The 24170-nt window shown below is 69.8% G+C and carries 20 protein-coding genes; 5 read left to right on the forward strand and 15 right to left on the reverse strand.

The window, feature by feature from the left end; translation table 11 throughout:
- Positions 1-33 precede the first annotated feature (33 nt).
- The 4 genes from GXY35_10095 to GXY35_10110 form a co-directional block, all read right to left on the reverse strand.
- Entirely contained in the window at positions 34-558 is a 525-nt protein-coding gene (locus GXY35_10095; protein ID NLW94926.1) for an OmpH family outer membrane protein, read from the reverse strand.
- A complete protein-coding gene (locus GXY35_10100) occupies positions 555-2507 on the reverse strand; it encodes an aconitate hydratase (protein ID NLW94927.1) in 1953 nt (650 codons plus the stop codon). Before GXY35_10100 ends, GXY35_10095 begins: the two co-directional genes overlap by 4 nt.
- A gap of 435 nt (positions 2508-2942) precedes the next feature.
- Positions 2943-3143, reverse strand: coding sequence for a winged helix-turn-helix domain-containing protein (locus GXY35_10105; protein ID NLW94928.1), 201 nt, complete (start codon positions 3141-3143; stop codon positions 2943-2945).
- Positions 3144-3403: 260 nt separating this feature from the next.
- Complete coding sequence (locus GXY35_10110; GenBank protein ID NLW94929.1) at positions 3404-3973, reverse strand: cysteine hydrolase; 570 nt, start codon at positions 3971-3973, stop codon at positions 3404-3406.
- Positions 3974-4249: 276 nt separating this feature from the next.
- Between GXY35_10110 and GXY35_10115 the strand changes: the two genes are divergently transcribed.
- Positions 4250-5398 carry an iron-containing alcohol dehydrogenase gene (locus tag GXY35_10115; GenBank protein NLW94930.1) on the forward strand — a complete coding sequence of 383 codons (1149 nt, stop codon included), beginning with the start codon at positions 4250-4252 and terminating at the stop codon, positions 5396-5398.
- A 101-nt stretch (positions 5399-5499) separates the two neighbouring features.
- Positions 5500-5832 carry a cupin domain-containing protein gene (locus GXY35_10120; GenBank protein ID NLW94931.1) on the forward strand — a complete coding sequence of 111 codons (333 nt, stop codon included), beginning with the start codon at positions 5500-5502 and terminating at the stop codon, positions 5830-5832.
- 2 nt (positions 5833-5834) lie between these two features.
- Here the strand turns inward: GXY35_10120 and GXY35_10125 are convergent, their stop codons facing one another.
- From GXY35_10125 to GXY35_10135, 3 genes are all read right to left on the reverse strand, one after another.
- Complete coding sequence (locus GXY35_10125; protein NLW94932.1) at positions 5835-7028, reverse strand: MFS transporter; 1194 nt, start codon at positions 7026-7028, stop codon at positions 5835-5837.
- Positions 7029-7091: 63 nt separating this feature from the next.
- Positions 7092-7295 (reverse strand): hypothetical protein, encoded by a 204-nt coding sequence (locus GXY35_10130; GenBank protein NLW94933.1) that lies wholly within the window; start codon positions 7293-7295, stop codon positions 7092-7094.
- Between the two features lie 31 nt (positions 7296-7326).
- Complete coding sequence (locus tag GXY35_10135) at positions 7327-7878, reverse strand: hypothetical protein (GenBank protein NLW94934.1); 552 nt, start codon at positions 7876-7878, stop codon at positions 7327-7329.
- Between the two features lie 282 nt (positions 7879-8160).
- On the opposite strand from GXY35_10135, the gene GXY35_10140 reads away from it, so the two are divergent.
- Positions 8161-8814, forward strand: a complete 654-nt coding sequence (locus tag GXY35_10140; GenBank protein NLW94935.1) for a hypothetical protein — start codon at positions 8161-8163, stop codon at positions 8812-8814.
- Between the two features lie 260 nt (positions 8815-9074).
- Here GXY35_10140 and GXY35_10145 read toward each other — a convergent pair whose 3' ends face one another.
- Complete coding sequence (locus GXY35_10145) at positions 9075-9836, reverse strand: AAA family ATPase (GenBank protein NLW94936.1); 762 nt, start codon at positions 9834-9836, stop codon at positions 9075-9077.
- Between the two features lie 274 nt (positions 9837-10110).
- Here GXY35_10145 and GXY35_10150 point away from each other — a divergent pair, with 274 nt between their 5' ends.
- Together GXY35_10150 and GXY35_10155 are read left to right on the forward strand one after the other, a co-directional pair.
- Positions 10111-11313, forward strand: coding sequence for an acetate kinase (locus tag GXY35_10150; GenBank protein ID NLW94937.1), 1203 nt, complete (start codon positions 10111-10113; stop codon positions 11311-11313).
- Positions 11314-11421: 108 nt separating this feature from the next.
- The gene (locus GXY35_10155; protein ID NLW94938.1) at positions 11422-13554 is read left to right on the forward strand and encodes a hypothetical protein; all 2133 of its coding nucleotides are present in this window, start codon (positions 11422-11424) and stop codon (positions 13552-13554) included.
- A 91-nt stretch (positions 13555-13645) separates the two neighbouring features.
- On the opposite strand, the gene GXY35_10160 is transcribed toward GXY35_10155, so the two are convergent.
- The 7 genes from GXY35_10160 to GXY35_10190 all read right to left on the reverse strand — a co-directional run.
- Positions 13646-14371: a PDZ domain-containing protein gene (locus GXY35_10160; protein ID NLW94939.1), complete on the reverse strand. Its 726-nt coding sequence runs from the start codon at positions 14369-14371 to the stop codon at positions 13646-13648.
- A 58-nt stretch (positions 14372-14429) separates the two neighbouring features.
- Positions 14430-15788 carry a VWA domain-containing protein gene (locus GXY35_10165; protein NLW94940.1) on the reverse strand — a complete coding sequence of 453 codons (1359 nt, stop codon included), beginning with the start codon at positions 15786-15788 and terminating at the stop codon, positions 14430-14432.
- 34 nt (positions 15789-15822) lie between these two features.
- Entirely contained in the window at positions 15823-18459 is a 2637-nt protein-coding gene (locus tag GXY35_10170) for a VWA domain-containing protein (GenBank protein ID NLW94941.1), read from the reverse strand.
- An 86-nt stretch (positions 18460-18545) separates the two neighbouring features.
- A complete protein-coding gene (locus GXY35_10175; protein ID NLW94942.1) occupies positions 18546-20537 on the reverse strand; it encodes a VWA domain-containing protein in 1992 nt (663 codons plus the stop codon).
- Between the two features lie 184 nt (positions 20538-20721).
- Entirely contained in the window at positions 20722-21645 is a 924-nt protein-coding gene (locus tag GXY35_10180; GenBank protein NLW94943.1) for a DUF58 domain-containing protein, read from the reverse strand.
- A 72-nt stretch (positions 21646-21717) separates the two neighbouring features.
- Complete coding sequence (locus GXY35_10185) at positions 21718-22755, reverse strand: AAA domain-containing protein (protein NLW94944.1); 1038 nt, start codon at positions 22753-22755, stop codon at positions 21718-21720.
- Between the two features lie 197 nt (positions 22756-22952).
- A partial coding sequence (locus tag GXY35_10190) for a hypothetical protein (protein NLW94945.1) occupies positions 22953-24170 on the reverse strand: 1218 nt, incomplete at its 5' end.

The raw sequence follows: 24170 nt of genomic DNA on the forward strand, positions 1-24170 counted from the left end.
GTCACCCGGCCGGGGCGGAGCGGCGCGCGGCCGCTACCTCTCCCCGCCCTTCTTGTCGAGGCGCCTGTTGAGCTCCTCCACGACCTCCCTCGTCATGTCCATCCCCTCGCCGGCGTAGGCGACCGCCGAGGAATCCACGATGACGCGGATGCCGCGCCTGCGCGCGAACGCCCCGGCGGCGGCCCGCAGCTCGCCCATCAGCGTTGCGTACTCCTCCCCGGTCTTGTCCATCAGCGTGCGGGTCGCGGTGCGGCGGAACAACTCGACCGCCGCACTCTTCTCCCGGATGAGGGTTTCGCGTTCGCGGCGGGCCTCCTCGTCCAGTATCCCGGGCTCCTTGACCAGCGCGTCGATCTCGTCGAGCATCCCCTGACCCTTCTTCTCGAGGTCGCGCTTCTCCTTGTCGAGCGTCGCGTGGACCGCCTGCGCCTTCCTGTACCCTTTGAGGACCGCCTCCATGTCGATCACCGCGACCGGTTCCGCGCCCCGCCCGCACCCGCAGAGAAGCGCGGCGGCGGCCGAGGCTCCGATCCATCGTCCCGCGACCGCCGCCCTCATCGAGGGGCCTCCGTTCTGGCGCGGTCCGCGCGATTCCGGATGTCGTTGAGCAGCCCCCCGGCGAGCAGGATGCGCCGCCCGCGCGCGGAGAGCTCCAACCGCGCGGACACCGTCTTGTCCAGGCACGCGTTCCGCATGATCACCCGATCCCCCGACCGCACCGCCTCCCGCAGCCCCTCGATCAGGATCCGGTCCCCCGCGCGAAGCGCCGCGAGATCCTCCGCCCGGTCGAGGAGGAGCGGGACGATCCCGAAGTTCACGAGGTTGGCCAGGTGAATCCTCGCGAACGAGCGGGCGGCGACCGCGGCGATCCCGAGGTAGCGCGGGACGAGCGCGGCGTGCTCCCGGCTCGACCCCTGGCCGTAGTTCTCGCCCGCGACGATGAGCCCCGTCCCCGCCGCCTTCGCCCGCGCGACGAAGCCGGGGTCGAGGCGGCCGAAGGCGTGCTCCGCGAGGGCGGGGATGTTGGAGCGCAGGGGGAGGATCTTCGCCCCCGCGGGCATGATGTCGTCGGTGCTGACGTTGTCGCCGAGGACGAGCGTCACGGAGCCCTCCAGCCGGTCGGCGAGGGCGGGGAAGCGCGGCAACGGCTTGATCTTCGGCCCCTTCACGACCGCCACCGCCCGCCGGTTGCGCGGCGGCCGGACGAGCATCCCGTCGTCCACGAGGAACCGCGCGGGGAGCCGCAACGCCCTCGGGCGGCCGAGACGGCGCGGGTCCGCGATCTCGCCCGCGAGCGCGGAGGCGACCGCCGTCGCGACGCTGCACAGGTAGACGCCCGCGTCGGGCGTCCCCGCGCGCCCCTTGAAGTTCCGGTTGAAGGTCCTCAGCGACACGCCCCCCGAGGAGGGCGCCTGTCCCATCCCGATGCAGGGGCCGCAGGCGTTCTCGAGGAGGCGGGCGCCCGCCTCGAGCATCGCGTCGAGCGCGCCGCACGCGGCGAGCATCCGGAGCACCTGCCGGGAGCCCGGCGAGACGGTCAAACTGACGCCGGGGGCGATCCGGCGGCCCTTGAGCATCGCCGCCGCCTCCCGCATGTCGCGCAGAGAGGAGTTGGTGCAGGAGCCGATGCACACCTGGTCCACCCGCGTCCCGGCGAGCTCCCGCGCCGCGCGGACGTTGTCGGGGCTGTGCGGGGTCGCGACGAGCGGCTCGAGCGCCGCGAGGTCCAGGTCGACGGTCCCGGCGTACGCGGCCGCGGCGTCGGCGGCGAGCGGGCGCCACGCCTTCAGGCGCCCCTGCGCGGCGAGGAAGCGCCGCGCCTGCGCGTCCGAGGGGAATACGGAGGAGGTGAGCCCCAGCTCCGTCCCCATGTTCGCGATCGTCGCGCGCTCGGGGACGGTGAGGCCGGCGAGCGCCGGACCGCCGTACTCGAGCAGTTTCCCCCTCCCCCACTTCACCCCGAATCGCCGGAGCAGCTCGAGGATGACGTCCTTGGCGGAGACCCACGGGGGGAGCTTCCCCGCCAGCCTCACCAGGACGACTTCGGGCATCGTGAAAACGAACGGCTCGCCCGCCATCGCGGCGGCGACATCGAGCCCCCCGGCGCCGACGGCGAGCATCCCGAGCCCCCCGCAGGTGGGGGTGTGGCTGTCAGAGCCCAGCAGCGTCGCCCCGGGCACGGCGAACCGCTCGAGGTGCACCTGGTGGCAGATGCCGTTCCCGGGAGGGGAAAACCAGGCGCCGTAGCGCGCCGCCGCCGTCTGGAGGTAGCGGTGGTCGTCGGCGTTCTCGGGGCCCGCCTGGAGCGTGTTGTGGTCGACGTAGCTCACGGAGAGGCGCGCGCGCGTCCGGTCGAGGCCGAGCGCCTCGAACTGGAGAAAGGCGAGCGTGCCGGTGGCGTCCTGCGTGAGGGTCTGGTCGATCCGCAGCGCGATCTCCCCGCCCGCGGCGTGACGCCCCGAGACGAGGTGCGCGGCGACGATCTTTTCCGTGAGTGTCTTGGGCATACTCTCCCGTGAAGACCCGGGTGGTCAGAAGCCGGGAGTCGGGATCCGGAACGGGTCCCGACTAGGCCTCCGGCGGCGCGCCTATTTCTTCGAGCAACCGCAGGGCCCCGGAAACGTCCCCGCGGCCAAACCCCTTTGCCGGAATCCGACAGTATCGCGCGTGTTCGACGGCACCCTGCGCGACGTCGACGAGCCGGGTCTGTCCGCCTTCCCGCGTCGCCCGAATCCTTCCGCGACGGTCGGGGCGATCGACACCGCGGGGCGCCGGGATCGCGAGACCGGGCCGCAGGTTTCAGATCCGGGGGATGTCCGAGATGGACGGCACGCCGAACGCGCGAATCGGAGGGCCTCGTGCCGCACCGCCGGGTCGGCAGATGCCGCCCGCATCCTCATCCCGGCTCCCGGCGTCCGGATTCCGGCTCCCGATCGGTCATGCTATCGCAGCACGATCTTCAGGCGGGCCTTGACCTTCTCGAACCTGATCCTGTTTTCCCGCGCGAGCCACCCGAGCGCCATCTGGAGCTCGTCGTACGGGCAGTTGAGCGCCTTGATGAGCTCCGCCGGCGTGGCCGCCTTCTTCCGGCGCAGCTGCTCGTACACCCTCCCCGCCGTCTCGCCGATCTTCCCCCAGAGCATCCGCAGTCCCCACCCGGCCAGGGCCGCGCCCGCCGCGGCCCGCCGGAGAAATGATACTACATCGGGAGGGAGGAATGGAGTTTTTTGGGGTCGGACCACGATATCTCGTTGGGGCGGTTATGGTTGAGTCTTTTTAGGGCCTCAAAATAGGCCTTGGACGCGTTTTTGGGGGGGTGAAAACAGCGTGTACGCGCGGCAAGAGCGCAGGGCGGACACCCGAACCTCGATGCTGTAGTAAAAATGAGCGCGGGGACGAACGCCTACCGCGCCCCCGCCCCGGGACCGAGCAGTGCGAAGAGCTCGTCGTTGGAGAGGACGCGGGCGACGTAGCGGGAGAGGTAGGCGAGCGTCACCTTCTCGTGCGCGGCGTCGTAGGTGTCGACGCAGTCGCGGGCGATGATCACGTCGTAGTCGCGCTGGTAGGCGTCCAGCGCGGTGACCCGGATGCAGGCGTGCGTGAGGAACCCCGCGAGGACGAGCGTGTCGTAGCCGCGGACCTTGAGGAACCGGTCGAGGCCGGTGCCGTGAAAGGCGCTCCAGCGGGTCTTGTGGATGACCGGCTCGTCCGGCCTCCTGCCGACCGACTCGAGCTCTTTGGCCCCGTCCGTCCCCTCGACGCAGATCCTGAAGTCGTCCCGCACCATCTGCCGGGTCCAGGTGCTCCGGTCCTCCTTGTGCAGGGTCAGGATATGCACGATCGGGATCTTCCGCTTCCTGAAAAACGCCGCGAGGAGGCGCACGCTCTCGTCGAACGCCGCGGCCGGCTTGCGGAGCGTGAAGAGGCGCGGGAAGTCCTTCTGGAGGTCTATGGTGAGGAGGACGGGATTCATTTTCGTGCGTTTATATCACATCGCGCGGGGAGGGGCAACAGAATGAACGCCGGCACAGCTACTGTTGTGCCACGAAGATAGCGGGTAACGTTTCACCACGGAGGACACAGAGAAAACGCGGCTTCTTTTTTGCCGCGGATTTACGCGGACCAGCACGGATAAAGAATCCGTCTCGTTAGACAATCCGTGGAGATCCGCACGATCCGTGGCACGCAGTTCTTTTTCGCTTCACCCGCGCCCCCTCGCGGCGTACACTATCGCGGGGAGCCGACGACGATGCCCGTGCACGAGTTCTTCATCCCCCCCGGTGTCATCTACGGCCCCGGCGCCCTTGCCCGGCTCGGCGAGGAGGCGGGGCGGCTCGGCCGCAAGGCGCTCCTCGTCGCCGGGAGGGGGTCGCTCCGGCGCGGCGGCGCGCTCGAGAGGATCGAACGCCTCCTTGGGGCCGCCGGCGTCGAAACGGTCCTGTTCGAAGGGGTCGAAGGGGACCCGTCCGCCGAGACGGTGGATCGCGGCGTCGCCGCGGCGCTCGACGGGGCGTGCGACCTGGTCGTGGCGGCGGGCGGCGGGAGCGCGATCGACGCGGGCAAGGCGATCGCGGGGATCGCGACCAACGGCGGCTCGACGTACGACTACCTCGAGGGGAAGGAGATCCGCCTTCCCCCCCTCCCCTTCGTCGCGGTCCCCACCACCGCGGGAACCGGCGCCGAGGTCACGAAGAACGCGGTCATCACCGACCGCCGGCGCGGCCGCAAACAGAGCATACGCCACCGTTTCCTCGTCCCCTCCGCCGCCGTCGTGGACCCCGAACTCACCTTCTCGCTCCCGCCCGCTCCGACCGCCGCGACGGGGATGGACGCCCTCGCCCAGCTCGTCGAGCCGTACGTCTCGAGGCGGAGCACGCCGCTGACCGACACGCTCGCCCTGCGCGGGATACAACTGACGGGGAGCTGTCTCGCGCGCGCGGTCCGGGACGGGGGCGACGCGGAGGCCCGCGCCGGGATGTCGTTCGCGGCGCTGCTCAGCGGGATGGCGCTGGCCAACGCCGGGCTCGGCGCGGCGCACGCCCTCTCCCATCCGCTCGGCGTCCGCTTCAACGTCCCGCACGGCTGCGCCTGCGCGATCCTGCTCCCCCGAGTGATGGCGTTCAACCTCCCCGCCGCCGCGCAGAGATACGCCGATGTCGCCGCGGCGCTGGGCGAGGAGGTCCGGGGGCTCGCGGTCGAGGATGCCGCCCGCAGGGCGGTCGAACGCGTCCGGCGCCTCGCCGCGGAGATCGGCATTCCGCCCGGCCTCTCCGCGTTCGGGGTGCGGGAGAAGGATTTCGCGGCGATTGCGCGGGAGGCGCGCGGGTCGAGCCTCGAGGGGAACCCGGTCGCGGCGGACGAGGGGGCGCTCGTGCGCATACTCCGTGCGGCGCTCTAGTCCGCGCGGCCTCATCGCGTCTCGGCGCGCATTGTGGTCTTTGGTCCTTGGGATTTGAACCTTGGGCTATGGGATTCTGGATTTCATCACGGAGGTCTGCCATGCAGCGCGTGAACGAGAAGGAACAGTCGTACCGCCACGGCGACTCGGGGCCCAAGTATTTGATGCGCGGGCCGCGGTTCGAGTGGGGGATCATCCGCCTGAAGGCGGGGGAGAAGATGGGGCGCCACGGGCACAAAGAGGTCGAGGAGACGTTCTACTTCTTCGAGGGGGCGCCGACGCTCCTCGTCAACGAGACCCCGCAGCGGGTCCGAGAGGGGGATGTGTTCCGCCTCGAACCCGGCGAGCGCCACGACATCGTGAACGACACGCCCGCCCCCATCCGAGTGATCTTCATCAAGACGCCGTACCTGCCGGAGGACAAGATCAACTGACGCTATCGAGCTGTCGCGCTATCGAGCGAGCGGGAGCGGCGGACCGATATCCCCCACCGCGCAACTTCCCACGCGGCGGTCCCGGCGAGGAGCGCCGCGCACAGGATGAACGGGGAGCGCAGGCCGAGGTACTGGGCGGCGAAGCCCCCCAACAGCGGCCCCAGGAAGAACGCCGACCCCACCATCAGCTCGTGGATCCCCGATCTGCGCCCCGCATCCCCGTCCCCGCAGAGGCTGTAGTAGAGGCTCGAGTAGTACGACAGGCCGAGCGCGATCCCGATCAGCGAGAACGCAAACGCGAGCAGCGGCACCGAGACGGTCTGGAAGATGATCAGCATCCCCGCCGCCGCGAGGCCGTGCACCGCCACCAGCGGCCCGTAGCGGAAATGCCAGGCGCGGGTCGCGCGCAGGACGATGAAGAAGGCGGACTGCGCGGCCCCCACCATGAAGAGCAGGCAGCCGATGAGCTGCGGGGAAAGGTCCCGGACGGAGGCGAGCTTCGGATAGAGCGACTGGACGTTGGAGAGGCAGAAGAAACTCGCGAAGTTCGCCCAGAGCACCAGGGAGAGGAACTCGGCGGCGTTGTTGCGGCGGGCGGCTTCGTCGGCGGGCGGCGGGGGGGGCGGGGCGGCGGCGGAGGTCTGTTTCCGCAGGAGCAGGAGCAGCAGGACGAGCGAGGAGTTCGTCAGCATCGCGTAGCACCAGGGGAGTCGGTAGTCGACGGCGAAGAGGAAGCCGCCGATCATCGGCCCGACCATGATGCCCAGGCTCCAGGCGAGGTTGAACAAACCGAGGCGCTCCGCGAGCCGTTCGCGTCCGCCCACCTCGGAGAGCCACGCCTGGAGCGGGGGCCAGAAGAAGGCGGAGAAGAAATAGCCGCAGATGGCGATGATGAACAGGTCCCTGAGACCCGAGACGGCGAAGATGAACGAATCCACCGCGACGAGAAGGGCGCAGCAGAAGATGAGCGAACCGCGCCGCCCGCCCGCCCTCGCGCGGACCCGGTCCGAGAGCCCCCCCCCGAACGGGCAGGCGAGGGTATAGACGAACGCACCGGCGGCGCCGAGGATCCCGAGCTGGAGCGGCGAGGCGCAGAAACGGATCCCGAGGAGCGGGAAGGCGACCACCAGCACGCCGGTGGCGCTGTTCATGATAAAGGCGAACGCGTAGAGGATGCGGGGGCGCAGCGTGATCACAGACTCATTCCTTGCCGCCCGATCGGACGGAGGGGGGGAGGAACGGGAACGCCCCCGCGCGGATCAAAACGCAATGCGTATCTTTCTGTCGGCCTCGGGCTCGACGACGACGTCCTTCCCGAACAGCGTGACGTCGCGCTCCTTGCCGATCTCGTCGCTGTACCTCTCGTAGGCCTTGACCCCCTTCCCCACGGGGGTGTTGTCCGCGACGCCGCAGCCGCAGACGGCCGCGAGGCACGCGAGGCAGGCGACGGTGACGCATCTCATCGGCGACCCCCTCTTCCCGACAGGCGAGGCGTTAGTCCCTGCTCACGAGTCTGAGGTTGGATATCTCCACGTTGGACTTGTCGCCGTCTATGTGGTAGACCTTCTCCCGGCGGCGCAGCGGCCTTCCGAGGTACTCCTCCATCTTGAGCCGGTGGAGGTATTTTCCCTTGTTTTTCCCCGCGGTGATGACGATCGAGCCGTCCGGCCGCTTGAACTGCCCGGTCTTGAACCGGGGGTGGCGCTCCCCCGACGGGACGCCCTTCAGCGGGATCTTGCACTTCTTCAGATGCACATAGATGGTCCCGGGGTCCACGCCGCACTCCTTGGCGATATCCGCGAGGGACCGGTCCTCCCGACGGTACCGGCGCTCGAGCCATTCCCGGTCGTGGTAGTTCTTGATCGGCGGTCTCAGCCCGAATTCGATCTTCTTGAGCGACGCGTACTGGCGCGTGAAGCCGAAGACGGCGCCGATCTCCTCGAGCGTTCTCCCTTCCCGCAGGAGCGCGCAGAAGCGCTTGTAGCCGCCGACCTCGCTGTAACGCCTGTTGAATCTCTGTATCGCCTTTTCCAGGTTTTTCGCCATTGCGGAAACCCCCGTACGATCGCCGCCGCGCGCAGAAGACCGCGGGGCGGTGCTACAAGGACCGATATTCGACAAACTACCACATACGATCCGTACTGTCAATGCAGATGCCGCGGCGCGGAACGCGACGAAGCGAACCCGAACGGGCCACGGGCCGCCTGAATCCGCTCCACTCGAGCCCGCGGGGCAATGGCGCTTGACCTGCCCGCGCGCCGTCGTGTAGAGTGTTCGCGCCCCTCCCGGGATCCGGGAGGCGCGTGCGCGTCATCGCGGAGACAGAAGATGCGACTTCCTCTCATCGCCGTCATTCTCGCCGCCGCGGCCCTGCCGGCGCGGGCCGAGGAGCGGCCCCGGTACCCGTTCAAGAGCGCCGTGGTGGTCTACAAGATCAGCGGTACGATACAGGAGGGAACGCAGACCCTCTTCATCGACGACCACGGGCGCACAACGAGGACCGAGCGCGACACCACGCTCACCCTGCTCGGGCGCACGCAGAAGGAATCCATCGTCGAGATCGACGACGGCGAGTGGATCTACCGCATCGATCAGATCAAGAAAACCGCGGAGAAGACCCCGAGCTATGCGAGGCTCGCGCGAGAGATGGTGCGCTCGATGAGCCCCGCCCAGAAGACGGCCTTCGAGGAGATCGGCAGGGAACTCACCCGGGGGCACGCCATCTCGGGAGAGGTCGCCGGCAAGGGGAAGGAGAAGGTGCTCGGGCGCGACTGCGATCTGTACGAGGCGATGGGGATGACAACCTGGCTCTGGAACAATCTCCCCCTCAAAAAGAAGAGCCCCTCGCTCGGCGACATGGTCCAGGAGGCGGTCGAGCTGAAGGTGGACGTGCCCATCCCCCCGGAAAAGTTCCTCCCGCCGCGGGGGATGAGGATCCTCGAGGCCGGGCGTGTCGTGGACGACCCCCAGCCCCTTCGCTGAGACGGCGGCGCCCCGCACCCGTTCCGTATCCTCTTCCCGAAAAGATCCTCTTTTACCGGCGCTTCCGGCGGAGACAGGAGGGCACACAAGCCGGCACATCGTTCCCACCCGCCCGCGCATACCTGCACGCCCCCGGTTTCGAAGATCCGTCTTCTCCCGCGGCATGCAGTCGCGCCCCATGCGCCCGGAAGGATATCGAACCGCTCCCCGGGCGACGGCGAAAAGAGGGCGAAAGGAGACGCGCGCGCGGGGGAAAAGGGTTAGAGGTAGCCCGCAGTGCGGGCGATGGCGCGGATCGATGCGATGAACGGCGAATCGTCCGGGAGGGCGAAGATCGATCCTCCCGCGAGGCTGACGCGGGCGACCTCCGGATCGCGGGCGAGCGTGCCGCAGCAGGTGAACGCGGGATCCGCGGAGAGATCCCCGATCCTCTCCGGCGGGTAGTCGTACCCCGCCGCCAAATAGAACCGCTCGAAGCGGATCTGGATCTCCTCCGCGATTCTCCTCGCCCTCCGCGCGTTGTCGAGGGCCTTCTTCGACCCCCCGACGACGGCGAAGATGTCGTCGATCGAGGCGGTGATCCTCCGGTTCAGGTGCTCGAGACCGGCCGGCGAGTCGATGAGGACGAAGCGGTAGCCCCCCTCGAGCCGCGCGATGAGCCCCTTGAGGATGCTGTTCGGCCGGCAGTAGCATCCCTCCGACCATTTTGTGCCGAGGGAGAACAGGTCGAACCGTTCCCCCTCGTAGAGCCCGTGATGGCTCAGGAGGTAGTCCACCTTCTCCGTCAGCGGCGCCTTCTCGAGCCGGGGATCGATGCGGCCCGCCTTCACGTCGAAGAGGAGCTCCGAGATGCTCTTGACCCCCTCCCGCTCGACCTCCACGCCCATCGCCTCGGCGAGGTTCTGGTCGGGATCGGCGTCGATCAGGAGGAGCGGCCCTTTCTCGGAGAGCACGCGGGCGAGGCCCGCGATGAAACAGGTCTTCCCCACGCCTCCACGCCCGATCGACGCGATCTTCTTCACGCAGCGAAGTATAGCCGCCCCGGCGCCGTTGTCAAGGCGGCGCGCGGCATCAACTGCTTCACCACGGAGAGCGCGGAGAACAATGCGTCAGACACGGATTAACACGGATCGTACGGATATCCACGGATAAGGAAATGGATATTCTATCCGCGCTGATCCGCGTAAATCCGCGGCGAAATACACTGCACCTTCTCCGTGTCCCCGTGGTGAAACGGTAACCTACCCAAAGGACAGTTGACCCGCCCGCGGGGCTTCTGCTACGCTGTCGCCGCAGATGAAGATCCTCGTCCTCAACTCCGGCTCCTCCTCGATCAAGTACCAGGTCTTCGATATCGACTCCCGCGAGACCCTTCTCGCGAAGGGGCTCATCGAACGGATCGGGCTGAAGAATTCCGCGGTGGCGCACTCCGTCTCCGAGAAGCCACCGTTTTCGCGGACCGGCGAGATCCGGGATCACACCGTCGCCATCGAGGAGATCCTCTCCCTCCTCACCCATCCAGAGCAGGGCGTGGTGCGCGACCTCCGCGAGATCGAGGGGGTCGGACACCGGATCGTGCACGGCGGCGAGAAGTTCGCCGAGTCGGTCCTCGTCGACGACGCGGTGTACGCGGCGATCAAGGAGTGCGTCGAGCTCGCCCCGCTCCACAACCCGCCGAACCTCCTCGGCATCGAGGCGTGCCGGAAACTTTTGCCGGGCGTCCCGCAGGCGGCGGTCTTCGACACCGCGTTCCACCAGACGATGCCTCCGCGGGCGTACGCGTACGCAATCCCGTACAGGATGTACCTCACGCACAAGATCCGCCGCTACGGCTTCCACGGCACCTCGCACATGTACGTCTCCCGGGAGGCGGCGCGCCTCCTCGCCAGGCCGCTCGAATCGCTCAAGATCGTCACCTGCCATCTCGGGAACGGCTGCAGCGTGGCCGCGGTGGACAGCGGCGTCTCCGTGGACACCTCGATGGGGTTCACCCCGCTCGAGGGGCTGGTGATGGGCTCCCGGAGCGGCGACCTCGATCCGTACGTGCCGCTCTACCTGATGGAGCGGGAGCGGATGGGGATCTCGGAGATGAGCGATCTCCTCAACAAGAAGAGCGGCCTCGTCGGGATCTGCGGCAAGAAGGACATGCGCGACATCATCGAGGACGCGCGCGCCGGGTCGAAGGCGGCGCTCCTGGCCATCGAGGTCTTCACCTACCGCGTCGCCAAGTATATCGGCGCCTACGCCGCGGCGATGAACGGCCTCGACGCGATCGTCTTCACCGCGGGGATGGGCGAACGGAGCGCCCCGATACGCTCCCGCATCCTCGCCTTCGCGACCTTCCTCGGCCTCGAGGTGGACGAGGAGAAAAACCGGCGCGGCGAGACGATCTTCTCCACGCCCCGGTCGAAGGTCGCCGCGATGATGATCCCCACGAACGAGGAGCTGGTCATCGCCCGTGACACGCACCGCCTGATCACGGCGCGGGCCCGCGCGTAGCCGCGCCCCCCCATCCCCCTCCGGCACACGGGGGGAAAAGGCGCGTGGGCGCGATCCGTTCCCCCCGGCGCGGGGGGACGGCGGGCGCGCGTCGCGCATGGAGGCCTTGTGGCGATGCTCTCGTCCGCGCTCATCCTCTCGTTCCTCCTGACCGCCTCACCCGCGGCGGAGCGTCTTCTCGACGACGCGCAGGCGGAGCTCTCCGGCGACTGGGAGCTCTTCCGCTCCGCCTCCGCCCTCGGCGGCTGGGCGGCCCGGACCGGGCCGGGGAGCGGCGGCAGCGTCGCGACCTACCGTCCCGCGCTCGACCAGGAGGGGATCTACGAACTCTTTCTCCGCTGGCCCGCCGCAGCCGGGACGCTCGCCGCGGATCTCCCGGTCTTCGTCCGCGCCGCCGGCGGGGTCCGCCACGCCCGCGTAAATCTGCGCGACGGCGGCGGCGTGTGGCGGAGCATCGGCGAGTACCGTCTCGGCGCCGGGGCGGAGATCGCGATCACGGACATGGGCGGCGGCGACGCAATCGCCGACGCGGTGCGCCTGGTCCTGAAGCGCCCCGTTTCGGCGCCGCGACGGATCTTTTATGCCGCCCCGGGCGGCAGCGACGCGAATCCCGGCACTCCCGACGCGCCGTGGGCGACGCTCCAGAAGGCGGCCGCCGTGCTCGAGGCGGGCGACACGGTGTATGTCCGCGCGGGATCGTACGCGGGCGGCGTGGTTCCGCTCAAAACCGGGAGCGACCACCGCTACATCTCGTTCCGCGCCGCCCCGGGCGAGACGCCCGTCGTCTCGGGCGGGGCGGGGCACGGCTTCGACCTGTCGGGGAAAGGGTGGATCCGCATCGAGGGGTTCAACGTCGAGGGGAACGCGGGAAACGGCATCCACCTCGGGGAGTTTGCGCACGATATCGAGATTCTGGACTGCGCGCTCGACGGCAACGGCGGGGACAACCGGTGGAGCGCGGGACTGATGCTCCTTAGGGGATGCGCGCGGATCCACCTCCGGGGCTGCCGCGCGCGCGACAACGCGGGATTCGGCTTTGCGAGCGACGGGGACACTCCGCGCGCATCCTTCGTCACGCTGGAGCGCTGCGAGGCGCGCCGCAACGGGAACGACGGGTTCGGCTTCTACGCGGAACGCGCGCTCCTGACCGGCTGCGTCTCCCGCGACAACGGCTGGAACATCGCCGACAACGGCGACGGCTTCGATCTCCTCCATTCCCGCGACGCGATCCTCGACCGGTGCCTCTGCGCCGGCAACAACGCGCACGCGTTCAAGCTGGGCAACGGGCGATACGTGGTCGTCAACTGCCTGAGCGCGGACACGCAGAAGGAGGGATACGGGCGCTACCCTGGGATCGCCTTCCTCGGCGCCGACTCCTCGGGGATCGCCGCCAACTGCGGCGTGCGCGGGATCTCGTTGGCCGGAACGGGTCCGTACGCGCTCCGGAACTGCGTCATCCGCAAGAACGGGAACAGCTCCCCGATCAGCGCGGCGATCTACTGCGAAAACGTTTCCGCGTCGCTCTCCTCCGATTACAATCTGTTCCTGCCCGACATCCGCTACGGCGTCAATTTCGACCCGCTCTGCCACCGCGGCCCCGCCGAGGGGGGGGTCTCGTACCGCTCGCTCGCGGAGTGGCAGGCGGCGGGGTACGACGCGCACTCCTCCACCGCGGTCGAGAGCCCCTACGCAAACGAGGCGGCGCTCGATTTCAGGCCCCGGCCCGGATCCGCCGTTATCGACGCCGGGACGAGCGACCGAACGCCGGGGGTCGATTTCGAGGGCTGCGCGAGGAGGTGGAGCGACCCGCCGGGCGCGGGCGCGGGATCGCGCCCGTACCACGACATCGGCGCGGTGGAATGTCGGGAAGACGGGCCGTGCGCCGCCCCGCTCCGGCTTCTAGCCGACGGGACGCTGTTCCCGCGGGGAGCGGGGCTCCGGCTCGCCGCGGCGGTGCAGCCGACGAGCCGACGTTTCGACGCCTACGCGGTGCTGGCGGGGCCCGCGGGGACGTACTCGATCCTGCCGGGTGGGCGCCTCGCCCCCGGCATCCGGCGATACCTGGGGGCTGTCCGGGGGATCGAGGCGGAGACGAAGGCGGCGCTCCTGGAGATCGAGGTGCCCGCGAATATCCCGGCGGGCGCCTGGACCTTGCACGCCGGTCTCGTGCCGCCGCAGGCGCCGCCGGCGCTCGTCAACGCCTTCGCGCTGGACACGTTGCGGCTGGCGGTGCGCGACTAGCGGGGCGGGCGAGGAGCGGCCGCGAAGGCGTGTTCCGTCTCCCGCCGCGGGGGGATGGAGCGGTCCGGCCCGAACGAACGGCGCGGCGCCCTCAGCGCATCGCCGCGAGCGCCTCCTGCATCTCGCCGAGGCCGTTCTTCACCAATACGAGCTCCTGGATCCCCCCCGACTTCTGGACCGCATTCCCGTATATCTGCAGGGCGCGCCGGAGGCACCAAGCCGCCTTCCCCCTCTCTTCCCGCCGGGCATAGAGCCCCGCCAGTTTCCCGTACTGTCGCGCGATGAGCACGGCGGTCTCGAGCGAGTCGGGGTCGGCGTCCAGGGCGGTGAAGAAGGAGAGGATGACCTTCGCGTGATCCTCGGGCCTCGCCGCGTCTCCGCGCGCCTCCGTCTCCCGCAGCTCCCTCCGCGCCCGGTCGAGCCAGAACCCCGAGCCCCGCGCCTCTTCCGAAGCCCTCGACTCCCTCCACGGGGCCACGGGGATGCCCCACTTCTCCCGGAGCGGGTTCGAATGGATCGAGAGGTCGGCGGTGTGTGCGGCCCCCGCGCGGAGATACCCTATGGCGATCCCCGCGGCGGAGCGTTTGAGCCCCTTCGACAGGGCGATATAGTCGTCGAGGCGTTTGACCTTCGTTTTCCCGATGGAAATGATCCGGTCGCCGGGCTGGAGACCCGCCTGCGCGGCCGGGCTCCCCGGGGCGACGCTCAGGATTTCCACGGCGCCGTTATCCCCCTCGACGATCTCCAGCCCCTCGAGGACGGAGCGAGCGGACACGCCGGAGGCGAACAGGCACAGGAGGGCGCACAGCGCCGCCATTCTCGGCTTCATCACCATGAGTATAGCGCCGGGGGGACGCCGCGGCAAGGGCCGGTCCTCACCGCCTCGCGCGGCCCGCCCAACGGAGCACCCGCGCCCAGAAGCCCGCCGATCTTTCCGCCGCCCCCGAACCGCCCGACCAGCGCCCCTCGACATCCGAGGCCCAGACGACCGTCCTTCCCCTCCCGAATCGCCACGAGGCGAGGAGCGGGTCTTTTTCGCCCCGCAGATCGCTGTAGAGGGCGACGTCGGCGCCGGGCCGGGCCGACAGAATGACGTAGCCCCTGACCTCCGGGATTTGGCCGCGACGGATCTCCTCCAGGATGGCGCTCTTCCCGCCGAGCTTCGGCACGACGGATCCACTGATGAGGCCGGATTCCACCATCGACTTCCGCGCGTCCCGGAGGAGGGCGAGCGGGAGTTCATCCACGTCCCCCAGGTGCGTGTAGTCGCCTCCCGTCCCCAGCGCGAGCGCGCGCAGGAAATGGCTGCCGTCCTTTCGCCCGATGTCCATCGCGGATATGGCGACGCCGTTCCTCGTGTAGTCGGCGATGAGGCCGCGGTAGTCGTACTCGGAGATGTCTTTCGTCATCCCGTCGGTGATGAGAATGACGCGCTTCACCCTGCAGGCGGAATCCTGGAACTGCCGGAGCGCCTCCTCCAGGGGCCCTGCGAGACGCGTGTCGCCGCCCGTCTGGAGCCGGCGGACGAGGTTGACGATGCGTTCCCGGTCGTCTCCCACGGGCCCCAGCGGCACCAGGACCGAATAGGAGGAGTCGAACGGGATGATCCCGACCATGTCGTTCGACTGCATCTGCGTCAGCAGCTCCCCGACGGCCCGCCGCGCGGCCAGCATCTTCCCCCCGAACCCCTCGCCCATGCTCCCCGACTTGTCGACGAGGAGGACGATGCACAACGGCAGCGCCTCCCTCTTCCCGAATCTGTTCCCCCCGCCCATCGTCACCGGGAGCATCGCTTCCAGCGGCGTTCCGCGGTAGGCGGCGCCGAGACTTCCCGGTCCGCCGAGCACCACGAGACCGCCGCCGTAGTCGCGCACGTACCGGGCGAGCGCCCGCATCCGCGCGTCGCCGAGGGAGGCGCGGGGGATGTTGGAGAGGACGACGCAGTCGTAGGCGAGGAAATCCTTGACGTTGTCCGGCACTAGTTCGGGGCCCCCGACGCGCGTCTCGACATCCTCCGCCGCGAACGCGTTCGCGAGGAACTCCCTCCCCGCGGCCGAGCGGCTCACGCAGAGGATGTTCCGCACGGAGGGTCGGGCGGGGGTGGATGCCGCGGAGATTCCCGGCGCGGAGTGCCGCGGCGGCGCACCCGGGACACCGTCCATCTCCGCGGGGCCTGGCGCAGCGGGGACGCAGAGCGTCGCGGCGGCGAGGACAACAACGGAAGCTTTTCTCATCGCGTGTATTCGGTCTCTCTGTTCCGATCACTCCTCACATCCACAGCTTCCTCGCCGCGATATCCAGGAGGAGGAGGGCAAAGACGAGCGGGAGCAGGTACGGGGCGAGCCCCTCCCGAACGGGGGCCCTCTCCGGGGCGAAGGAGGCCGCGTCGAGGGCCGTATCGACCCCGCCGCCGCCCGCCCGCGCGATCGCCTCGAGCAGCCGCAGGTTCGTCCCCGTGACGGATTCAGCGGTCGCGGCGGGCTTCGCCGGGCCGCGGCGGAAGAGGGCGACCTCCTTGCGGCCGGTCACCTTCCCCGCCTCGACCCTCTCCACCGTCACGGAGTCGAGCGAGGGCGGGATGCCGCGCGCCTCGCCCGCCCAGACGTCGGGTGCGACCTGGTGGAGCGCCGCGGTTTTTCTCCCCTTCGCCGCGGCCGCGCCTGCGGCGATCCTGAACGAGACCCCCTCCTTCACCGGGCTGAACGACCGCAGCTCCAGGACGTCGCGCCCCCCGTCGCTCCTGAGGCGCACCAGGTACGAGTCCTGCGACCGCTCGCGCATCGCCCACCGGATGATCTGCGCCCAGAATTTCCCGAAGATCCTCGACCCGACCATCCCGCCCGACCAGCGCCCCTCCGCGTCGGAGGTCCAGGCGACCGTCTTCCCGAGTCCGCGCCGCCACGAGGCGAGCAGCGGGTCCTTGAGCTTCCGCGCGTCCGTGTAGAGCGCGACGTCGGCGCTGCGCTTGGCGGCGGTGATGACATAGCCCTCGAGCACCGGCAGCTCCTCCTGCCGGATCCCTTTCAAGATCGCGGTCTTCTCGCCGAATCTCGGCACGATCCGCTCCTCGAGGAACCCGGTCTTCTCCAGCACCCTCCGCGCATCCTGGAGGACGATCATCGGGAGCGTGGAGGCGTCCTTGACGTGGTAGTAGTCCCCGCCGGTCCCCAACGCGACCGCGCGGAGGAATTCGCTGTCCGCCCCGCGCCCGATGCCGACGGTGGAGACGGTGACGCCGTTCCGCGCGTACTCGGCGATGAGCGCCCGGTAGTCGTACTCCTTGACGTCCCGCGTCATGCCGTCGGTGAGAACGACGACGTGCTTGGCTTTGCACGCCGAGGCGCGCATCTGGCGGAGCGCCTCCTCCATCGGCTTTGAGACGCGCGTGTCGCCGCCGGGATAAATCCTCCGAATGCGGTCGATGATGAACGGGGCGTTCCCCCCCACGGGACCCAGCGGCACGAGGACCGTATGGAAGGCGTCGAACGGGATGATGCCGACCATGTCGTTGGGCTGAAGCTGCTTCACGAGCTCCTCGGCCGACCGGCGCGCGGCCACGATCTTCCCCCCGAACCCCTCCGCCATGCTCCCGGACTTGTCGATGACGAGGATGATGCAGAGCCGCACCGTCTTCTCCCGCTCGTACGGGACGCCCGCCCCCATCGACACGGGCAGCAGCTCCTCCACCGGCGTCCCGCCGTAGCCGCCGGGGCCGAAGCTGTCGGGCCCGCCGAGCATCACGAGCCCCCCGCCGTGCTCCTCCACGTACCGTTTGAGCAGCTTCATCCTCGCCTCCCCGAGCGCTCGGCGCGGGACCCCCGAGAGGACGATGCAGTCGTAGGGGAGAAACCCCTCGAGCGTGTCCGGGATGATCTCCGCCCCCCCGACCTGCGTCTCGATATCCTTCGCCTCGAGCACCTCGGCGAGGAAGTTTCTCCCCTCGCTGGTGCCGCCGACGCAGAGGATCCTCGGCCGGTCGACGACGAGGACCGGCGCGCCGACCGTCTCGGGCACCCCGGCCCCCCCCTCGACGAGCGGGGTGAGCGTCGCCGTGATCCGGTGCGTCCCCGGCTCGGCGATGGCGTACGGGAGCTCGAAGGCGTTCGTGCCCGGCTGGAGCGGGACGGGCCACTCCTTGACGAGCTTCTCCCCGGCGCGCAGCTCGAGAGACCCGTGCGCCGCCGCCTCCCCGCGGTTCTCGGCGATGATCCGCACCACGAACCGCTCGGAGACGGAGACCTCCTCCGGGAGGTCGAGGCGCACGAGCGAGAGGCGCGTCTCCCGCGGGCGGGGCGGCGGCGCGAGGCAGTCGATCCGCACGCCGTCCCGTCCCGCCTCGACGGCCGCCGCGACGGCGTCCCCGGAGTTTTCGTTGCCGTCGCTGAAGATCAGGAGACGTCGAGGGCCGGAGGGCGGAAAGGCGAGACAGGCCGACTTGATCGCGGCGGAGATATCGGTCGCATCGGTGAGGATATCCGGGGAGAAGGCGCCGGCGGAGACGTCGCGGGAGAGCCCCTGCGCCATCTCGCTCCCGCGCGCGAACAGGACAACCCCCTTCGTCGCCGCCGCGGCCGCGAGGGCGAACAGCTCCCGCGCGCGCCCCTCCGCCCATTCCCGCCCCTCCGGGCCCATGCTGTCGGAGACATCCACCGCCGCGATGACGGAGGGGGGGCGCACCTCCTCCGTCCTGCGGCTAAGGCCCGCGAGGAGGAGGATGCAGAGGACGAACGCCGCGGTGCGGGCGAGGAGGGCGGCGAGCAGCCGCAGCGGCCGCCCGCGCCGCAGGGCGAATGCCCCCATCACCCAGAGTGCGAGCACCATGCGCAGCCAGGCGAGGTGCTCGGGGCGCGCGAACTCCAGCCCGTGACGCGCGGCGAGACGCACAAGGTATGCCGTGAAATCCATACGGTCCTGTCCGAAAACCCAGTTCCTGCCCAGAGGTTATCCACAACCCAAGGGCACACCTAAGTGTGCCCTGGGGTTGTGGATACCTATATCCGTCCCCCCCCGGCCGAGGGAGGGCTCACGCTCTCTCCTGCCTCCGCAGGGGCGGGCGCAAGCGGCCGCCGTCGCATGCCGAACAGCAGCCAGTCCGCCAGCATCAGCGCCGCCGCGAGAAGCAGGAACAGGGGGCTTCGATCGGGAGGCGCGGACGGCGGCATGCGCACCGAGACCACCTCTGCCGCCGACACGCGGTCGCCGGCGTCGGCCTCGGTCCGCAAATCCGACTCCGCGCGGCTGCAGAGATTCGCCGCGAACGATCGGCTCTCCCCCTCCCCGGTCAGGAGGTAACGCCCCGCGTAGTCGGTCCCCGCGAAGACAAGCGGCTCGCCGCGCGCGGCGGTCACGGCGGTCTCGTTACCGCGAGGGTCGATGACCGTGGCGGCCGCCTCCTCGCCTTCGGCGCCCCCCGTCTCGGGAAGGAGGGTTTCGTACGGCTCTCCGGTCTTCAGCTGCGCCCGATCGTCCTCGGCGAGCCAGTTGAGGGTGTTGAGGAGCAACACGAGCGCGGGGAGGGATTCGACCTTCCGGTGGTCGATCTCGGCCGCGTCGTACGCCATGACCGCGACCTTTCTCCCGCGATGTCGCCCGCAGAGGAGAAGGGGGATGTCGCCCCCCCCCGTCGCCGAGATGACGACGGGCCGCGCCCACCTCGGCGTCTCGAGGAGCCGCGCGCCGCTCAACCGGACGCCGTTCAGCCCCCGGAGGTTCTCGCCGATCGGATGGCTCTCGTCCCAGTTGAGGAACTCGATCCCCGTCGCCCAGTCGCCCCTGACGGGCGCGACGGCGCTCTTCACCGGGGGGCATATGAGGAGAAGGTTGGCCGCGGGCATCTCCTCCGGCTCGCACCGGTGGAAGATGACCGTGTGGAAGGAGGCGATATCGGTGGAGACGAACTGCGACGGGTTGCGCGCGACGAGCTCGACGTGCGGAATCGCCGCCGCGAGGCCGGTGAACGACCGCAGGCACGCAGGGTCGCGCGTGAACAGGGCGATCCGCTCGGTGCGGCGGCCGGTGAGGAGCGCCCAGGCGCGGTTGTCGGCCGGGAGGGAGTCCGAGGGCTCGAGGACGATCTCGACGGCCCCCTCGGGGAGGGTCTCCCCCACCGCGGTGGTGAGCGACGCGCCGGGGGCCAGGGAGACGGGCCGCGAGGCGATCCCCCTCCCGCCCGCGAGCGCGCGGAGCGTCCCCGCGAAGCGGGAGGCCGAAAGGTTCTCCACGGTCACGTAGGCGGAGGCGATCTGCCGCGCGGAGAAGAGGTCGGTGTGCACCGCGAGCGAGGTGATGGCCGCATTCCCCTTCGGCGCGCCGACGCGGTCGACGCGGATCGCCCCGCCCGCCGTCTCCCTCCCGAGGCCGAGCGAGTCGGCGCTCCGGTCGGTGAAGATGCGCAGATGCGTCTCCTCGGCCGCCGCCTCGGGCAGGCGGCGGCGCTTCTCCCCCTCGCGCAGGAGCGCCATCGCGGTCCCGAGCGCCGGGGCCATCCTGTCGGGGGTGTCGGCGGGGAAAAGCTTCGCGAGGCGCGCCTCGACCGCGTCATGGTCGGTCTCCCCGGTCGCAAGCGCCTCGGCCCGCGCCCCCGCGGCGATGAGCGTCACCCGGTCGCCCGCGCCGAGGCGCCGCACCAGGCGCACGGCGCCTTCCCGGGCGAGGTCGAAGCGGCTTCTCTTCCCCTCGAGCGCCTGCATGCTCGCCGAGCGGTCCAGCACCAGGATGAAGTGCCGCCGCCGCTCGGAAACCGCCGTCCCCCGCCAATACGGGCGGCAGGCCGCGAGGATGAGGGCGATGAGGATCGCGAGCTGCACCCAGAAGAGGAGGTCGGCGCGGAAGAGGCTGCTCCGCACGACGCTCTCCTTCAGCACGCGCCAGGGGATGATGCTCGAGATCTCGACACGCCGCTTTTTGCGGCTCCGCCGATAGATCCAGATGAGCGCCGGGATCGAGGCGAGGTAGGCGAGGCCGGCGAGATTCAGGAAACCCATGGGGATAGTGTAACCACAGAGGGCGGCGAGGTCACCGAGAAAATCGGAATCCCCGCGGAGCATCGGCGGCGCGCGGGCCCTGCGCGGAAGAGTTGTTGCGGATCTCCGCAACGGAGAGCCCGGTCCGCGAGGATCCGCGCCGATCCGCGGCGCGCACCGCCTTACGCCCCCTCCGCGGCGGCGCTTACTTGATGATCCCTATCCGCGGCAGCTCGCGCAGGACAAACGACTCGAAATCCACGTCGGTGAGGGCGAGGGCGTAGACGATCCGGTTCGCCCGGCAGAAGTTCTTGAGGTCCCTGATGTGCCCCTCGAGCGCGTCGGCGTACTTCCTGCGGACGGCGGGGGTGACGGAGACCGTCCGCCGCTCCCGCGTCTCCACGTCCACCACCTCGGCCGAGGAGAGCCCCCGGAACGGGTCCATCTCGCGGGGGCCGAGGATTTGGATCACCTTCACGTCGTAGTTGAGGTAGCGGAGCAGGTTCAGCCCGCGCCGGCGCGCCGCCGGCTCGAAGAGGAAATCCGAGAGGATGATGAAGACGCCGCGGTGGCCCCGCGTGAGGCTGGTGTAGCGCTGCAGGTAGCCGACGAAGTCGGTGCCGCCCCCCGGCTTGATGCCGAACAGGTACTCGCTGATGGCGAAGATCCCGCTCCGTTTCGAGAAGAAGGGGGGGCCGTTCAGAAACGAGGTGTCCGTCAGGGAGCCGGAGGTCTCGAGGTCCGAGAACGCCGCCGTCTTCACGCTGGAGTGCGTGGAGAGGCCGACGTAGCAGAGGGCGAGGGCGAGCTTGCGCGCGTAGTCGAACTTCCCGTCGCCCTCGGGATAGAGCATCGACCTGGACGCGTCGATGAGCACGTGCGTGGAGAAGTCGATATCCTCCTTGAACGTCTTCAGATAGAGCCGCTCGGTGCGCCCGTAGATATTCCAGTCGATGTGCCGGATCTCGTCGCCGGGGAGGTAGTTCCGGTAGTCGGCGAACTCGATGCTCGTGCCGCTGATGTTGGCGAGGCGGTCCCCCTTGCGGACGGTGCGAAACTCCTTCAGGCTCCGGATGGCGAGCGCCTCCAGCCGCCGCAGGAACTCCGGGGAGAATATCTTGGTGAGCATGGCGCGCCCCCGCCCCTTTCAGTCCGCCCCCGCGGGTTGCCGTTCATGGCGCCCTGCGGGATCGGACCGGAATCACGGCTGCCGGCCGGCGCGGACCTCGTCGCGGACGCGGCGGAGGATCTCCGCGGCGGAGACCTTGTCCGCCTCGGCCTCGAAGTTGAGCACGACCCGGTGGTTCAGGGCGGGGACGAGCACGCGGTCGACGTCCTCGTAGCCCACGTTCGCCCGCCCGTCGAGAAGCGCGGCGACCTTGGCGCCGAGGACGAGGGCCTGCGCCCCCCGCGGGGAGGAACCGTAGTTCACATACCGGTCCACCGGGCGGGCGTCCGGATCGGCCGCCCGCCTCTTGTCGGGGCGCGTCGAGGTCACGATATCGATGATGTACCGCTCGACCTCGGCCGAGATGAGCACCTCGCGCACGAGCTGCCGCATCTCCCCGATCTCCTCCGCCGCCTCCGCGGGGTCGAAGGCGGGCACGATCTCGCTCCGCGCGGAGGCGGTGGTGCGCTTGAGGATCTCCCGCAGCTCGTCGGCGGTCGGGTAGTCGATGAATATCTTCAGCAGGAACCGGTCCACCTGCGCCTCGGGGAGCGGGTAGGTCCCCTCCATCTCGATCGGGTTCTGCGTCGCGAGGACGAAGAACGGCTCCACGAGCGGGCGGGTCACGCCGCCCGCGCTCACCTGCCGCTCCTCCATCGCCTCCAGCAGCGCCGACTGCGTGCGCGGCGTCGCCCGGTTGATCTCGTCGGCGAGGAGGATATTGGTGAAGATCGGGCCCGGCGAGAAGTCGAACCTCTTGCCGCCGTGTTCGCCCTCGACGACGAGCTGCGTGCCGATGATGTCGGCGGGCATCAGGTCGGGGGTGAACTGGATCCGCTTGAAGTCGAAACCAAGCGCGCGGCTCAGCGACTTGACGAGGAGCGTCTTGCCGAGGCCCGGCACCCCCTCGAGCAGCACGTGGCCGCGCGCGAAGAAGCAGATGAGCACCTGTTCGACGATCTCCGTTTGGCCGACGATCACCCGCCCGATCTGATCGCGAAGCGCGCCGAAGACCCGCTTGAACTGCTCGATCGCATCCTTGCCCGCGAACCTCCCCGCACGCCCTGCCATGGATATCTCCTTGGTTCTCTGCCGCGGATTCCCGCAGACCATCACGGATCCGAGTGCGGTTCAACGCGGAACGCGCACGGTGCAAGGCCGTTGAATCTCTCGGCGTTCAACCTCGGATCTTCAACCGCTTTTCCATCCGCGGCACGACCGTTATTCCTCTCCCCGACTGCGTCGCACCGGGCGGCCTGAAGGCCGCCCTACGGCGTTCCCGAGTTGATGCGCCTGAGGATCTCCCGGTACTCCAAAGGCACCGGGGCCGGGCGCACGGCGTCCTCCCCGGCCTGCTCGTCGGAGAGCCGCGCCGCCGGGTCGATCCCGCGCGCGGGGGCCTGCGTTTCATCCCCGCCGACGCCCTCCGCGGGCGAGAGCGTAAGACGCTTCGACGCCCGCCCCTCCGTCTCATCGCCGGCCTTCATCTGCAGGTAGACCCTGTCAGCGACCTCCGAAGGGGGCGCCACGGGGCTGTCGGCGAGGCGGGGGTCGTGCGCCGTTCCGCCGGGGAGCGGCTCTCCTTCCCCGGCGCCCGGCATCGCCTCCCCCGCCGTCTCCTCGGGGCGTTTCCGAGAGGCGCCGGAACCGGCGGAAGGATCCCGCCCGCTCTCGGCCGCCGATTCGGCGCCCGCCGCCTGCCCGCCCGCGCCCTCGCCGTCTTTCTCGGCGCTCTTTCCTCCGGCCGCGGCGGACGGGGGCTGGCCCAAGGTCGAGCCTCCCGACTGCCTTTCCCCGCCGCCCTTCTGCGGTTGTTTGAACGGAAGGCCGGTGCCCGCCTTCTTGGCGGATTTCCCCGCGCCGCCCTTCTCCACTCCTTTCCCGCCCGGGGCCTCCTCTTTCGCCTGGCCCGAGCCGGTATCCCCCTTCTTCGCGCCCGCGGCGCCCGCCTCCTTCTCCTCGGCGCCCGCCGTCTCCTTCCCCTTCCCGCCGGGCCCTTCGCCTTTCGCGCCGCCCTTCTCCACGCCTTTCCCGCCCGCCGTCTCCTCTCCCGCCTGGCCCGAGCCGGTATCCCCCTTCTTCGCGCCCGCGGCGCCCGCCTCCTTCTCCTCTGCGCCCGCCGTCTCCTTCCCCTTCCCGCCGGGCCCTTCGACTTTCGCGGCGCCCTTCTCCACGCCTTTCCCGCCCGCCGCCGCCTCTCCCGCCTGACCCGAGCCGGCATCTCCCTTCTTCGCGCCCGCGGCGCCCGACTCCTTCTCCTCTGCGCCCGCCGTCTCCTTCCCCTTCCCGCCGGGCCCTTCGACTTTCGCGGCGCCCTTCTCCACTCCTTTCCCGCCCGGGGCCTCCTCTTTCGCCTGGCCCGAGCCGGTATCCCCCTTCTTCGTGCCCGTGGCGCCCGACTCCTTCTCCTCTGCGCCCGCCGTCTCCTTCCCCTTCCCGCCGGGCCCTTCAACTTTCGCGGCGCCCTTCTCCACGCCTTTCCCGCC

The organism is Chlamydiota bacterium (assembly GCA_012729785.1).
Lineage (GTDB): Bacteria > Auribacterota > Tritonobacteria > UBA1439 > UBA1439 > UBA1439.